We start from the raw sequence: 14,160 nt of genomic DNA on the forward strand, positions 1-14,160 counted from the left end.
AAGCCGGCCTCTCATGCGCTTTTCGCGCCAATTTCGAGCCGGGCTGGTGCCCGCAATTTCCGGACTTTACCCATGACCACGCATCGTTACCGCAGCCATACCTGTGCCCAGTTGAGAAAGAGCGACGTCGGCAATTCCGTCCGCCTGTCGGGCTGGGTGCATCGCGTGCGCGACCATGGCGGGCTGCTCTTCATCGATTTGCGCGACCACTATGGTCTGACCCAGATCGTCGCCGATCCGGATTCGCCGGCCTTCAAGGTCGCCGAGACCGTGCGCGGCGAATGGGTGATCCGCGTCGACGGCGAGGTCAAGGCGCGGCTGCCGGAGACGGTGAACGCCAACCTGCCGACCGGCGAGATCGAGATTTTCGCGCGCGAGATCGAGGTGCTGTCGGCCGCCAAGGAACTGCCGCTGCCGGTTTTCGGCGAGCCGGAGTACCCCGAGGACATCCGCCTCAAATACCGCTTCCTCGACCTGCGCCGCGAGACGCTGCACCGGAATATCGTGGCGCGGACAAAAATCATCGCCGAGATGCGCAAGCGCATGGGCGAGGTCGGCTTCACAGAATTCTCGACGCCGATCCTGACCGCCTCGTCGCCGGAAGGCGCGCGCGACTTCCTGGTGCCTTCGCGCATCCACCCCGGCACCTTCTACGCCCTGCCGCAGGCGCCGCAGCAGTACAAGCAGCTGATCATGGTCTCCGGCTTCGACCGCTATTTCCAGATCGCGCCCTGCTTCCGCGACGAGGACCCGCGCGCCGATCGCCTGCCTGGTGAATTCTATCAGCTCGACCTCGAAATGAGTTTCGTCGAGCAGGACGACGTGCTCTCCACCATGGAGCCGGTGCTTCGCGGCGTGTTCGAGACCTTTGCCAATGGCAAGCCGGTGACGCAAAAGTTCCGCCGCATTCCGTATGACGAGGCGATGCGAACCTACGGCTCCGACAAGCCGGACCTGCGCAACCCGATCGAGATGCAGGCAGTCTCGGATCATTTCCGCGACTCCGGCTTCAAGGTCTTTGCCAACATCCTTGCCAACGATCCGAAGGCAGAGGTGTGGGCGATTCCCGCCAAGACCGGCGGCAGCCGCGCGTTCTGCGACCGCATGAATTCCTGGGCGCAGGGCGAGGGACAGCCGGGGTTGGGCTATATCTTCTGGCGCAAGGAGGGTGAAAAACTCGAAGGCGCCGGTCCGATCGCCAAGAACATCGGCGAGGAGCGCACCGAGGCGATCCGCCAGCAACTCGGCCTTGCCGATGGCGATGCCGCCTTCTTCGTCGCCGGCGACCCGAAGAAGTTCGTCACCTTCGCGGGCGCCGCGCGCACCCGGGCCGGCGAGGAGCTGAACCTTGTCGACCGCGAGCGTTTCGAGCTGTGCTGGATCGTCGACTTCCCGTTCTTCGAATGGAACGAAGACGAGAAGAAGATCGACTTCGCCCACAACCCGTTCTCCATGCCGCAGGGCGGCATCGATGCGCTGAACGGCCAGGAGCCGCTCGGCATCAAGGCGTTCCAGTACGACATGGTCTGCAACGGCTTCGAGATCGCATCGGGCGGCATCCGCAACCATCTGCCGGAGACCATGGTCAAGGCCTTCGAGATGGTCGGTCTCGACCGCGCGACGGTGGAAGAGCGCTTCGGCGGCCTCTATCGCGCCTTCCAGTATGGCGCGCCGCCGCATGGCGGCATGGCGGCCGGCGTCGACCGCATCGTCATGTTGCTGGTCGGTGCCAAGAACCTGCGCGAGATCACCATGTTCCCGATGAATCAGCAGGCCTATGACCTTTTGATGAACGCGCCGTCGGAAGCAACCCCGCAGCAGCTGCGCGAGCTGTCGCTGCGCGTCGCAGTGACGAAGAAGGAAGGCTAGGAATCAGAGCTAAGCCTTTCTTTCTTCTTGACGAATCGACTCGACGAAAAAGCCCGGCATCGCTGCCGGGCTTTTTCGTTTGGATCTGACGTGTTCGATCAGTCCTGGTTCGCCTTGACCTTGACGCCCAGCGTCTTCGGCAGGTCGAGCGGGTTGGACATGGCGCCAGCCATGATCAGTGCAAACGGCACCGAGGACGGCGGCTCGGCCGAGATTTCCAGGCTCTTCGGATTGTCGAGGAAGGTGTTGACCGCCGACGAGACTTCCGCCGTCAGTTCGGGATTGTTGAGCTGCGCCATGCCGAACGGCACGATTGCCTTGGCCTGGTTGGCGACGTCCTTGCCCGACATGCCCTGCTGTTTGCCGACATAGTCGAGCACCTTGCCGGTGAGCGAATCGTCTTCGAAGCGCACCGATGCGCCGTTGAAGGAAAGCTGCTGCATGAGGCCGAGCATGGCCATGCCCTGTGCCGATTTGTCGGAGCCTTCCGGCTGCGAGGCCAACTGCTTCTGCATCGCCTGCATCGACTTGATGAAGTCGACCGTGTAGCCGCCAAGGTTGAAGGTCATGCCGAGCGTGCCGGCATTCTCGACCGAGATGTCATATTTGGACAGCTCCATCTTGCCGTCGCTCGGCTGCCATGTGCCGGCCATGGCAATGTTGCCCGAGATGTTCTGGTAGCCGAGCGCCTCGATCGCTTCCTTCGACTTGGGGTCGTCGATCAGCGACAGGTCGGCGGTGAATTTTTCGGTGTTGGCGGTGAAGTCCATCGCCTTGCCGTCCGCCGGCGGGGTGATCTGGACGGCAAGCCCGTCCATCGCGAAGGCCGTCTTGTCGCCGACCTTGACCGTCATGTTGGAAAGTTCCGCCGACTTGTACATCATCAGCGAGCCGAGCGGGTCGGCGCTGCCTTCGGCCGGGACCTTCATGCCGTGGATGACCACCGGGCTGAGGTCGAGCGTCACGCCGTCCTTGCTGTGTTCGAAAGGCGAGGTCGAGACGGTGGCGATCTCGAAGCCGCCATTGGCTTCGGTGACCCCTTCCAGCTTCACGTCGCCGATCGGCAGCGCTTCCGTCTCGGCGGCCGGCTTGATGGAAACACCCTGCAGCACGGCGTTGGAATCGTCACCGGAGACGCCGGTCCAGGAAATATCGACGCCCTGGGCGGCAAGGGCTGCCTTGATGCGCTCGGCCACCGCCGGATCGGCGGCGAAGGCCGCATTGAGAGGCAGCGTCAGCAGAAAGGTCGAAAAAGCCAGTTTCTTGAGCGTTGAGCGTTGGATTGTCATGGCGAGTTCCCTGTCCTGATTTGGCTATGATGAAAATTGTTTTGAAAGCTGCTCCATCACCATTCCGTGACGAACGGGACGGGAAAAAGGCGTTTCCCGGCACATGTGTCGAAAATGGCGGCGAAAAGCAAACGCCGGCCGGCAGCCATTGTGCGATGCGGTGAATTTGTCATGAAGATCGCGGCTTTCCTCCGCCAGCGCGTTGCATGCCAGATAGAGGCCGCGTGTAACGAATTGATGTTGGCCGGCGTCATGGTGCCGCCGCGGCCTGTTGCAGATCGGTGGCAAATTGCCGCCGCGGCCCTGCCGCTTCCGTGAAATCCTTCACATCGCCGGTCGCGCTTGCCGGCCGCGGCGAAATGCGCCGATGTTCACGCGACGCTTGCCGCGAATCACCCGCTCGGCTAGTCCAAATCCATGGGAAAGAGGCTTTTGCCGCCCGATGACAATGGCGGCGGCGACAAAATCGAACCGGTCGATCTGAAGGAAGCGCTCGAGCGACGCTATCTCGCTTATGCGCTGTCGACCATCATGCACCGGGCACTGCCGGATGTGCGCGACGGACTGAAGCCGGTCCACCGCCGCATCATGCATGCCATGCGGCTGCTCAGGCTCAACCCCGATCAGGGCTTTGCCAAATGCGCCCGCATTGTCGGCGACGTGATGGGCAAGTTCCATCCGCATGGCGACCAGTCGATCTACGACGCGCTGGTGCGCCTCGCGCAGGATTTCTCGATGCGCTACCCGCTGGTCGACGGGCAGGGCAATTTCGGCAACATCGACGGCGATAACGCCGCCGCCATGCGCTACACCGAAGCGCGCATGACCGAGGTGGCGAGCGAGCTGCTTGCCGGCATCAATGAAGACGCGGTCGACTTCCGCCCGACCTACAATGAAGAGGACGAGGAGCCGTCCGTCCTGCCGGGCGCCTTCCCGAACCTGCTCGCCAACGGCTCCTCCGGCATCGCCGTCGGCATGGCGACCTCGATCCCGCCGCACAATGCTGCCGAGCTTTGCGACGCCGCTCTCCATCTGATCGAGCATCCGGAAGCGCCGGTGGCGAAGCTGATGGATTTCGTCCAGGGACCGGATTTCCCGACCGGCGGCATCATCGTCGACAGCCGCGCTTCGATCCTCGAGGCCTATGAGACGGGCCGCGGCGGTTTTCGCGTGCGCTCGAAATGGGGTCAGGAGGATCAGGGCAGGGGCACCTGGAGCATCGTCGTCACCGAAATCCCCTACGGCGTCCAGAAGGCCAGGCTGATCGAAAAGATCGCCGAGCTCTTGATGGCGCGCAAGCTGCCGCTGCTGGAAGACATCCGCGACGAGAGCGCCGAGGATATCCGCATCGTGCTGGTGCCGAAGAGCCGCACCGTGGATCCTGGCATCCTGATGGAATCGCTGTTCAAGCTCACCGAGCTCGAAAGCCGCTTCCCGCTCAACATGAACGTCTTGTCGCGCGGCAAGGTGCCGAACGTGCTCTCGCTGAAAGGCGTGCTGAAGGAGTGGCTCGACCACCGCCGCGAGGTTCTGATCCGCCGCTCGAGATACCGGCTGGGCGAGATCGAGAAGCGGCTGGAAATCCTTGCCGGCTACCTGATCGCCTATCTCAACATCGATGAGGTCATCAGGATCATCCGCGAGGAGGATGAGCCCAAGCAGGTGATGATGGCCCGCTGGTCACTCACCGACAACCAGGCCGAAGCCATCCTCAACATGCGCCTGCGCGCGTTGCGCAAGCTAGAGGAGATCGAGATCCGCAAGGAGTTCGAGGGGCTCACTGCGGAGAAGAAGCAGATCGAGGCGCTGCTCGCGTCCGACGCCAAGCAATGGGCGACCATCAAGTGGGAAGTCACGCAGCTTCGTGAAAAGTTCGGCCCCGAGACCGAACTCGGCAAGCGCCGCACCCAGTTCGCCGACGCGCCCGAGCATGACCTGACCGACATCGCGCATGCGATGATCGAACGCGAGCCGGTCACGGTCGTCGTCTCGGAAAAGGGCTGGCTGCGCGCCATGAAGGGCCACCTGACCGATTATTCGCAGCTCGCCTTCAAGGAAGGCGACAGCCTGAAGCTTGCCTTCCATGCCCAGACCACGGACAAGATCCTGGTCTTCACCACCGGCGGTAAGTTCTACACCATCGGCGCCGACCGGCTGCCGGGCGGGCGCGGCCATGGCGAACCGATCCGCATCATCGTCGACATGGAGAACGACCAGGACATCGTCACCGCCTTCGTCCATGATCCGAAGCGCAAGCTGCTGCTGGTGTCATACGACGCCAACGGCTTCGTCGTTTCGGAGGAAGAGGTCGTCGCCAACACCCGCAAGGGCAAGCAGGTGATGAACGTCAAGGCGCCGGATGAAGCCAAGCGCTGCATTCCGGTGTCGGGCGACCACCTCGCCATTGTCGGCGAGAACCGCAAGATGCTGGTCTTCCCGCTCTCTGAGATCCCGGAAATGGCGCGCGGCAAGGGCGTGCGCCTGCAGAAATACAAGGATGGCGGCGTGCTGGATCTCAAGACCTTCACGCTGGAAACCGGTCTCTCCTGGCAGGATTCGGCCGACCGCACCTTCACCAAATCGCGCGAGGATCTGGCCGAGTGGATCGGCACCCGGGCCGCCGCCGGCCGCATGGTGCCCAAGGGTTTCCCGCGGACGGGGAAATTCGGGTAGCGCCAAATCTCCCCTCTTGACGGGGAGATGTCGCCGTAGGCGACAGAGAGTCGCTCCGCGTGAAGCGCCAACCTCCTCTGTTGGCGAAGGGCGCTGGCGCTCCACGCGCGGCGACCCCCTCTGGCCTGCCGGCCATCTCCCCCTCAAGGCGGGAGACACCCAATCATTTGGACTATCGTCACGATTGCTGCACTATGATGGTGCATAGGCATCCATCGAAAACCAAAGGGCAGGGAGAAACGCGCGCTTGAAGCGGGCTGAGATTCAGAAGCCGGGGCAACGCCTGTTCGGCCTGTCGACGCCGCTCAGGGCTGCCGTCATTCCGCCGCTGTCGGCGGCGCGCTGGCTCCTGGTGCTGATTGTCGCCGCCGGCGTCTATTTCTTCCACGGTTTCCTGTTCCCGGTTCTGGCGGCCCTCGTCATCGCCTTCGCCAGCTGGCCGCTCTACCGCCGGCTGCTCGTCGCCGTCGGCGGCAACCGCACCATCGGTGCGACTTTGGCCATCGTCTTCATCCTCACCTTCCTGGTGGTCCCGATCGCGCTTGCCGGCACCTATGCCATCAACGAACTGCGCGAGTGGGTCGTCTGGGCGATCGAGACCAACCGGCACGGCGCGGTGACACCAGGTTGGATCGCCACCATGCCGGTGGTCGGCGAGTGGCTGGACGAGCAGTGGACGGCCTATCTCGGCCATCCCGGCGGCATCGGTGAGTTGATCCAGCTGATCAGCGGCTCCAACATCGGCACCATCTATCGCGGCGCGCTGGCCGCCGGCGGCAGCGCCTTCGGCCTGCTGCTGACGCTTCTGTTCATGATGATCGCGCTGTTCTTCGCCTATCGCGACGGCGAGTCTTTCGCGGCCCAGGTCGATCGCCTCGGCGAACGCATCCTGCCGACGCGCTGGGAGCGGATTTCGCGCGTCGTGCCGGCGACCATCTCGTCGACCGTCACCGGCATGACCATCATCGCCATCGGCGAAGGCCTGGTGCTGGGCATCGCCTATTGGCTGGCCGGCGTGCCGTCGCCGGTCACGCTCGGCGCGCTCACCGGCATCATGGCGCTGATCCCGGGCGGCGCGCCGCTCTCCTTCACCCTGGTCTCGATCTACCTCGCCGCCAGCGGCAAGCTGTTCGCCGGGTTGGCGCTCTTCACCTGGGGCGCGGTCGAGCTCTTCATCGTCGACAAGACCTTGCGGCCCAAGCTCGTCGGCGGGCCGATCAAGCTGCCGTTCCTGCCGACCTTTTTCGGCCTGATCGGCGGCGTCAAGACGATGGGCTTCCTCGGTCTGTTCATCGGCCCGGTGCTTATGGCGCTGCTGGTTGCCATCTGGCGCGAGTGGCTGCGCGAGGTCGAACTTATGGACGATGCCGCGCCGGTCGTGGACGAAACTGGCGCGCCGTCCCAGCCCCAGATAGAGGCGGCTGCCGAGCCGAGGAAGATTCAGGCCGGGTGAACCACGGCAAGCGCCGCCCGGCGCTTACGGCCCTCATGCAATTGCCACAGCGAATGCGCCACCAGCGTCGCGATCAGGATCGTGCCGCCGATCAGGCTGTTGCGCGTGGGCGCCTCGGCGAAGATCAACCAGACCCAGATTGGGGCGAACACGGTTTCCAGCAGGTAGAACATCGCCACTTCCGGCCCTGAAATGTATTTCGGTCCGTTTGCCAGGCAGAAGAACGAGATCGGCATGATCACGGCGCCGTTGAGGATGATCCACCACGGCGCGTTCACGTGAAAACCTTCGCCCGAGACCATGAAGGCGGCGAGCGCCAGCGGCAGGATGACGCCGACCAGACCGGTGAAGCCCATGTCCTTGCCGCTGGCGCGTGAGATGGTGATGGCGAGAGCAACGAAGAAGGCCGAGCAAAGCGCCATGAAATCGCCGAACAGATGCCCGGTTCCGACCGAGCCGCCGACGATGATCAGAACGCCGAGGATCATCGCCAGCATTGCGATCACGGTCGCGAGCCGGGGTCTTTCCTTGAGGAAGAGCCACGACAGCGCCGCCGCGAACACCGTGTTGAAGGCCAGGATGAAGACAAGGTCGGCGGTCGAGGTGTGATAGACGGCCGTGACGAAGGTTATTCCGGTCAAACCGTAGCAGAAAGCCACTGCAAGCCCCGACCAGCCCGGGATGAGCTTCGGCGCGTTCCTGTCCAGCGACCTCCAGATCGCCCAGATCACCAGCCCCGCCAGCAAGGTGGTGCCGGTGCGCAGCATCATGATCGTCCAGGGTGTGCCGTCGGCGAGGCGGATCAGCGGTATGTCGATGGTCAGTGTCAGGCCGCCGATGGCGGTCATCAGGAGACCTTTTTGGTGGTCGGTATGGGTGGACACGTGGGCGATCTCGCAAAGCAACTCGAGGGGACGCAAAGCGGCCGTGTCGCGGCCGTTCCAGCCTGACGGCCGAAAGACAGCGTCCTCCTCCTTGAAACTGTTAAGGATGAAGCGTAGGGCGGTTCAGCGACTGACCGCTTCGTGATCGTAGCGTTCCCAGCCTTTCGGGCCGAGATGCTCCTGCGGCATGAAACGCATCTTATAGTTCATCTTGCGCGAGCCGTTGACCCAGTAGCCGAGATAGACGTGGGGCAGGCCCATCGCCTTGGCGCGGGCAATGTGGTCGAGGATCATGAAGGTGCCGAGCGAGCGGTCCTCGAGGTCGGGATTGAAGTAGGAATAGACCATCGACAGGCCGTCGGCCATCTTGTCGGTCAGCGCCACGGCGATCAATTCGCCCTGGCCTTTGCCGGTTATGAAAGTATCGGGGCCACGACGCCGGTATTCGATGATCTTGGTGTCGACATGCGTGTCTTCCACCATCATCGCATAATCGAGCACGGTCATGTCCGACATGCCGCCACGGCGATGGCGGGCGTCGAGATAGCTGCGGAAGAGCGAGTACTGCTCGGTCGAGGGCTGCGCGTCATGCATGGCGCCGACGAGATCGGCATTGTGCTGGATGACGCGGCGCATGTTGCGGCTGGGGTCGAATTCCTGCGCCAGGATGCGCACCGACACGCAGGCGCGGCAGGACTCGCAAGCCGGGCGGTAGGCGATGTTCTGCGAGCGCCGGAAGCCGCCTTGCGTCAACAGGTCGTTCATCTCCGGCGCCTTGTCGCCGACAAGGTGCGTGAACACCTTGCGCTCGAACTGTCCCTCCAGATAGGGGCACGGTGACGGCGCGGTCAGGAAGAACTGCGGCGACTGGGTCGGATGCTGCGTCATCTAATCTTGGAAACGCTCCTGCGAATCGCCCTACCTTTGGCCCGGCCGGCGAAAAATTCAACAGGATTGTGCGGCCGCGCTGGCCCAAGCCTGTTCATATTTGGCCACAGGAGGCGCAACGGTTCGATGGACGCGACCCTGGACACCGTCAGATGTCGGTGCGGGTAACCACGGTACCGAGCAAAAGGTCATGCAGCGTGCGCTTGCGGTCGGAAAACAGCGTGACCAGCAACACCAGCGGCGTCAGGATGACGTTGCCCGCCCAGAACAGAACGGAATGCACCACCGCCGTCATGCCGTCGATGCGGCTGCCGTCGAGCTTTTCCAGGCGGATGCCCATGATCTTCATGCCGGTCGTCGCCTGGTCGCGGCTGCCCAGCGTGTTCCAGATGTAGAGGATGGCGACCATCGGCACCAGCACCGAAAACAGCGCCCAGCCGAGGCCGAAGGTCAAAAGCCCGAGAATGGCCACCAGTATGGCAAAGGGAATGGTCAGCAGCGCGACGAAGAAATAGTCGAGCAGGAAGGCAAAGATACGCCTTGTCCGCACTCCGCGATAGGCGCGGGTGTCCTCGAACCTGGTCGTAATGATCTCACCATCCAACACGCGTGCGTTCATGCCCGTTCCTCGATCGCCGCATCCGCTCAAGGATGCCTGCCGCCTTCTCAAATGGTGAGAATGGCCCGGAATTCAAGGAACGTGCCCACCGGCGGCCGGCGTGATCTCAGAAAATGCCGGGACAGAGCCTGTAGCGAACGCGCCCGAGATAGTCGCGATATTCCTCCGTCAGCGCCAGGATGCGTTCCTCGCGCAGGATGCGATGGACCTGGAACAGGGTGATGATCGCGTAGATGGTGAAATTGTAGACGGAAAAGCTCGACAGCAGGAACAGGATGTGCCCCGCCAGGTAGCCCGCATAGATCGGGTGCCGCACGAACCGGTAGGCCCCTCCGGTGACGACGCCGCGATTGGCGGGCAGGATAGCGAAGGAGCGGCCGAGCGACATCTTGCCCCAGATGACCAGCCACAGGGCCAGGAACTGCAGTGGCGCCGCAATGTAGAGCGGGACGATTTCGACGCCTTCCTGCAGCGAAACCAGACCGGAGCCGAAGCCCGCGGTCAGCGAGATGAAGACGGTGAAAGGGCTCCAGTCACGCACCAGCGGCCGGCGCGCCAGGAGCAGCCAGACAAAGGTGAGCGTCTCGGAGATCAGCAGCATCAGGACGTTGAGCCGGCCGCTGTCGATGACGAGATTGTGCACGCCGCGATAGATGAAGATTGCCGCGACCGCGAGCGCGATGAAACGGAACAGGCCTTCGCGCAGGTCCAGGAAGACCGGGTGGGACTGTAGGTCGGACAGGAATCCAGTCGCTGTGCCGGGCAAGGTATCGCTTTTGGACATGAACACTCAGCCACCCCATGGTTCCCCTCGATTGTGACCATTGCACGCAAGCGTTGCCGTCGGGTTAAGTTTCACGGCGCACATGGTTAAGTTCTCGAATTTTCGGCGACTGGCGGGCGCGATAGGCAGTTGAACATGACACCGCCGTCAGTTTAGCTTGCTGCGGCGCACAAGGGGACGGGAGCATGGACTACGACATGTTGGTCATCGGCAGCGGCCCTTCGGGGCGCCGCGCCGCCGTGCAATCGGCCAAGCTCGGCAAGTCTGTCCTGGTGGTCGACCGGGGCAGGCGTCTGGGCGGCGTCTCCGTGCATACCGGCACCATTCCGTCGAAGACGTTGCGCGAGACCGTGCTCAATCTCTCGGGCTGGCGCGAGCGCGGCTTCTACGGCCGCGGCTACCGGGTGAAGCAGGACATTTCGATCGGCGATCTGGTCGAGCGGCTGCACAAGACCCTCGACCACGAGGTCGAGGTGTTGCAGCACCAGTTCATGCGCAACACCGTGAAGAGTGCGCGCGCTGCGGTCAAATTTCTCACCCCGAACAAGGCCGGCCTGACCACCGACAATGGCGATTACAGCGAGGTTGGCTTTGCCAATGCGCTGATTGCCGTCGGCACAAGGCCGCACCGGCCGGCCGACGTGCCCTTCGACAGGAAGCGGATCTTCGACAGCGACGAGATGCTGGAACTCCACCATCTGCCGCGCACGCTAACGGTGATAGGCGCCGGCGTCATCGGCGTCGAATACGCCACCATCTTTTCGGCCCTGGATGTGCCGGTGACGCTGGTCGAGCCGCGCAACACCATTCTCGATTTCATCGACCGAGAGATCGTCGACGACTTCATCCACCAGATGCGCGACCGCGGCATGACCATCCGGCTCGGCAGCACGGTGAAGGAGATCGCCTCCAAGCCCGACCATGCCGAGGTAACGCTGGCCGACGGCCGCACCATACGCTCGGAGATGGTGCTCTATGCCGCCGGCCGCACCGGCAACGTCGCCAGCCTCGGCCTCGACCAGATTGGCATCGAGGCGGATTCCAGGGGCCGCATCAAGGTCGATCCTCAAACCTTCCAGACCAGCGTGCCGAACATCTACGCCTCCGGCGACGTCATTGGCTTCCCGAGCCTCGCCTCGACCTCGATGGAGCAGGGCCGGGTGGCGGCTTGCCACGCCTTCGGCGTCAACCTGCCGCCGCCGCCGGAGAGCTTTCCCTATGGCATCTATGCCGTGCCGGAAATCTCGACGGTCGGCCTGTCGGAGGAGCAGGTGCGCGAGAGCGGCGCCGCCTATGAGGTCGGCTTGGCGCGTTTTCGCGAGACATCGCGCGGCCATATCATGGGCGTCTCAAGCGGTTTCCTGAAGCTGTTGTTCTCGGTCGAGACGCGCCGTTTGCTTGGCGCCCACATCGTCGGCGAGGGCGCCACCGAGCTCATTCATATCGGCCAGGCGGTCATCAATCTAGGCGGCACGGTCGACTTCTTTGTCAACAACACCTTCAACTATCCGACGCTGGCCGAAGCGTACAAGATCGCGGGCCTGGATGCCTGGAACCGCATGGGACGGGGGTAGAATTCCTTGGGCCCCCACGTGCCGAGCCTGCCTTCCGAGGGCAGCGAAGCACGGCTGGCGGGCGCGGTCAGGCCGCCAGCATAGGACCTGTCAGCCACTGCCGCGCGATCACCGCGTCCGCATCGCCGAATTCATGGCCCGAGGCAACGATGCGCGCGTCGACCTCGGCGCGGCGCTCGCTGAACAGCGTCACCAGAGCCGGCGCGAACGGGCCATAGGTCTGGTCGGCGGCGCCGGCGATGATCAGAACGCGGCTGCCGCCGAGATCGGTCATCGGCGAAGTGTCGAGCACCGGCATAGCTCGTAGAAGTGCAGCCTGCCGGGTCAGGCCGGGATGGAGCAGCATCAGGCTGGAGACGACGTTGGCGCCGTTCGAATAACCAAGGAAGGTCGCGCGCCGCAGATCGAGGCCATGACGCTCCGACGCCTCCACGGCGAATTCAGCATAGGCGGCGGTCTCCTCGCGGATGCTGGTCTGCTCGAAACTTGTCGGCGTGATTCGTTCGAACCAGCGGAAGCCGTCATCCTGGGGGATGCGCCCACGCGCCGCAACCAGCGTTGCGTCAGGCGAGATCTTGCTTGCGAGCGGGATGAGCGTCGTTTCGTCCACACCCGATCCGTGCAGCACAAAAAGGCATTTGCCGGTCGACTTCGCCGGCGTCACCACCCGATAGCGAAAGCCAAGATCGTCGTGCAGGATACTGTTTTCGTCGCTATATTCGGACACGCTCACATCCATTTGATTCCATGAGAGATTTGTTGATTTGCCGGCTTCAAAACGGAATATTTTCGCGCTCCGCGAAAGTTGATTGAACCCGGCGCATTTCAGTCCGTTTCAGCGCCGATACACCTCCGCTTGGGAGGAATCGAAGCGGTGCGCCCCGGGGGTCGCATTGCTGGCTATGAACAACCAGCTTTGAGGCCTTTTGTCGATGACCACCCCTGTTTCCAATAATCGCGATACGCCTATCAAAGATCGTGACACGCGTATCGACGTGCTGCGCGCGATGGCGTTGCTCACCATCTTCGTCGACCATGTGCCGGGCACGGTGTTCGAGAACTGGACCTACAAGAATTTCGGCTTTTCCGACGCGGCCGAAGCCTTCGTGCTGATCTCCGGCATCTCGGTCGCGCTGGCCTACGGCACGAAATTCAAGCCGGGCGGTCGATTGCTCGCGACCCTGAAGATGTGGCGGCGCGCCGGCGTGCTCTACATCTCCCACATCGTCGTCACGATGGTGGTGATCGCGCTGTTCTGCGCCGCCGCGGTGTTCGCGCACCGTCCGGAAATGCTGACCATGATCAACATCGAGCCCTTGATGAAGAACACGCCGCAGGTGCTGCTCGGCATCGTCGCGCTCGGCCATCAGCTCGGCTACAACAACATCCTGCCGGTCTATGCGGCGCTGCTTCTGGCGGCCCCGGCTTTCGTGCTGTTCGTCAGCTATCGGCCGGTGCCGGCGCTGATCGTGTCCGGCCTGCTGTGGCTCGCCGCCGGCATCTGGCAGATCGCGCCGCCGAACTATCCTGAGCCCGGCCTTTGGTTCCTCAATCCGCTGTCCTGGCAGTTCCTGTTCAACATCGGCCTAGCAGCCATGTTGCATGTGAAGCGCGGCGGGCGGATCCCGGCCAATCCGTGGCTGCTTGGCGCCGCCGGCATCTACGTGGTCTGTGCGGCGATCTGGGTGCACAGCCCGCTCTGGGGCCAGATCACCTGGTTCAACCTGCCGGTGGTGATCGGCGGCTTCGACAAGACGTTCCTGTCGCTGCCAAGGCTGTTGCACATCCTGTCGGTCAGCTACCTGATCGTCGCGCTGCCGGTTGTCTCGAATATCTTCCGCGTCCGGCCCGACAATCCGCTGGCGATCCTGGGCAAGCGATCGCTGCCGGTGTTCATCGCCGGCACGCTGCTGGCCATGGCGGCGCAGGTGCTCAAGCTGATCAATCCTGGCGGCCCGGCCTACGACACGCTGCTGATCTCAGCCGGCATTGCCATGCAACTCGCGCTCGCGCTCTATCTGGAATGGCTTGCCGGTCTCGGCCCGTCCCGCGCCAAGTCGGTGCGCGAGGAACGCCCGTCGTTCGGTGCGCGGCCGGTGACGGCGAGGGCGGGAGGATATTGAGTTT

Annotated in this window: 11 protein-coding genes; 5 read left to right on the plus strand and 6 right to left on the minus strand. The window is 63.3% G+C overall.

Annotation, left to right across the window (positions count from 1 at the left end):
• The first annotated feature begins 72 nt into the window (after nucleotides 1–72).
• Nucleotides 73–1,869: an aspartate--tRNA ligase gene (aspS, locus tag DPM35_RS25050; protein WP_112129891.1), complete on the plus strand. Its 1,797-nt coding sequence runs from the start codon at nucleotides 73–75 to the stop codon at nucleotides 1,867–1,869.
• Between the two features lie 98 nt (nucleotides 1,870–1,967).
• Here aspS and DPM35_RS25055 read toward each other — a convergent pair whose 3' ends face one another.
• Complete coding sequence (locus DPM35_RS25055) at nucleotides 1,968–3,158, minus strand: hypothetical protein (protein ID WP_112129892.1); 1,191 nt, start codon at nucleotides 3,156–3,158, stop codon at nucleotides 1,968–1,970.
• A gap of 417 nt (nucleotides 3,159–3,575) precedes the next feature.
• Between DPM35_RS25055 and parC the strand changes: the two genes are divergently transcribed.
• Together parC and DPM35_RS25070 are read left to right on the plus strand one after the other, a co-directional pair.
• On the plus strand, nucleotides 3,576–5,831 hold the full coding sequence (gene parC, locus DPM35_RS25065) for a DNA topoisomerase IV subunit A (protein WP_112129894.1): 2,256 nt from the start codon (nucleotides 3,576–3,578) through the stop codon (nucleotides 5,829–5,831).
• Between the two features lie 247 nt (nucleotides 5,832–6,078).
• A complete protein-coding gene (locus DPM35_RS25070) occupies nucleotides 6,079–7,284 on the plus strand; it encodes an AI-2E family transporter (protein ID WP_112129895.1) in 1,206 nt (401 codons plus the stop codon).
• On the opposite strand, the gene DPM35_RS25075 is transcribed toward DPM35_RS25070, so the two are convergent.
• From DPM35_RS25075 to DPM35_RS25090, 4 genes are all read right to left on the minus strand, one after another.
• A complete protein-coding gene (locus DPM35_RS25075) occupies nucleotides 7,272–8,168 on the minus strand; it encodes a DMT family transporter (RefSeq protein WP_112130027.1) in 897 nt (298 codons plus the stop codon). The two genes, DPM35_RS25070 and DPM35_RS25075, sit on opposite strands and share 13 nt — an antisense overlap.
• Before the next feature lie 123 nt (nucleotides 8,169–8,291).
• Nucleotides 8,292–9,056, minus strand: coding sequence for an arginyltransferase (locus tag DPM35_RS25080; protein ID WP_042640082.1), 765 nt, complete (start codon nucleotides 9,054–9,056; stop codon nucleotides 8,292–8,294).
• A 148-nt stretch (nucleotides 9,057–9,204) separates the two neighbouring features.
• Nucleotides 9,205–9,675, minus strand: a complete 471-nt coding sequence (locus DPM35_RS25085; protein WP_073989170.1) for an RDD family protein — start codon at nucleotides 9,673–9,675, stop codon at nucleotides 9,205–9,207.
• A gap of 106 nt (nucleotides 9,676–9,781) precedes the next feature.
• Nucleotides 9,782–10,459, minus strand: a complete 678-nt coding sequence (locus tag DPM35_RS25090) for a methyltransferase family protein (RefSeq protein ID WP_112129896.1) — start codon at nucleotides 10,457–10,459, stop codon at nucleotides 9,782–9,784.
• Between the two features lie 185 nt (nucleotides 10,460–10,644).
• Between DPM35_RS25090 and sthA the strand changes: the two genes are divergently transcribed.
• The gene (gene sthA, locus DPM35_RS25095; protein WP_112129897.1) at nucleotides 10,645–12,033 is read left to right on the plus strand and encodes a Si-specific NAD(P)(+) transhydrogenase; all 1,389 of its coding nucleotides are present in this window, start codon (nucleotides 10,645–10,647) and stop codon (nucleotides 12,031–12,033) included.
• 67 nt (nucleotides 12,034–12,100) lie between these two features.
• Here the strand turns inward: sthA and DPM35_RS25100 are convergent, their stop codons facing one another.
• Entirely contained in the window at nucleotides 12,101–12,760 is a 660-nt protein-coding gene (locus DPM35_RS25100; RefSeq protein ID WP_245431633.1) for an alpha/beta hydrolase, read from the minus strand.
• 205 nt (nucleotides 12,761–12,965) lie between these two features.
• Here DPM35_RS25100 and DPM35_RS25105 point away from each other — a divergent pair, with 205 nt between their 5' ends.
• Nucleotides 12,966–14,156, plus strand: coding sequence for an OpgC family protein (locus DPM35_RS25105; protein ID WP_112130028.1), 1,191 nt, complete (start codon nucleotides 12,966–12,968; stop codon nucleotides 14,154–14,156).
• The last annotated feature ends 4 nt before the right edge of the window (nucleotides 14,157–14,160 follow it).

Source organism: Mesorhizobium atlanticum (assembly GCF_003289965.1).
Classification (GTDB): domain Bacteria; phylum Pseudomonadota; class Alphaproteobacteria; order Rhizobiales; family Rhizobiaceae; genus Mesorhizobium; species Mesorhizobium atlanticum.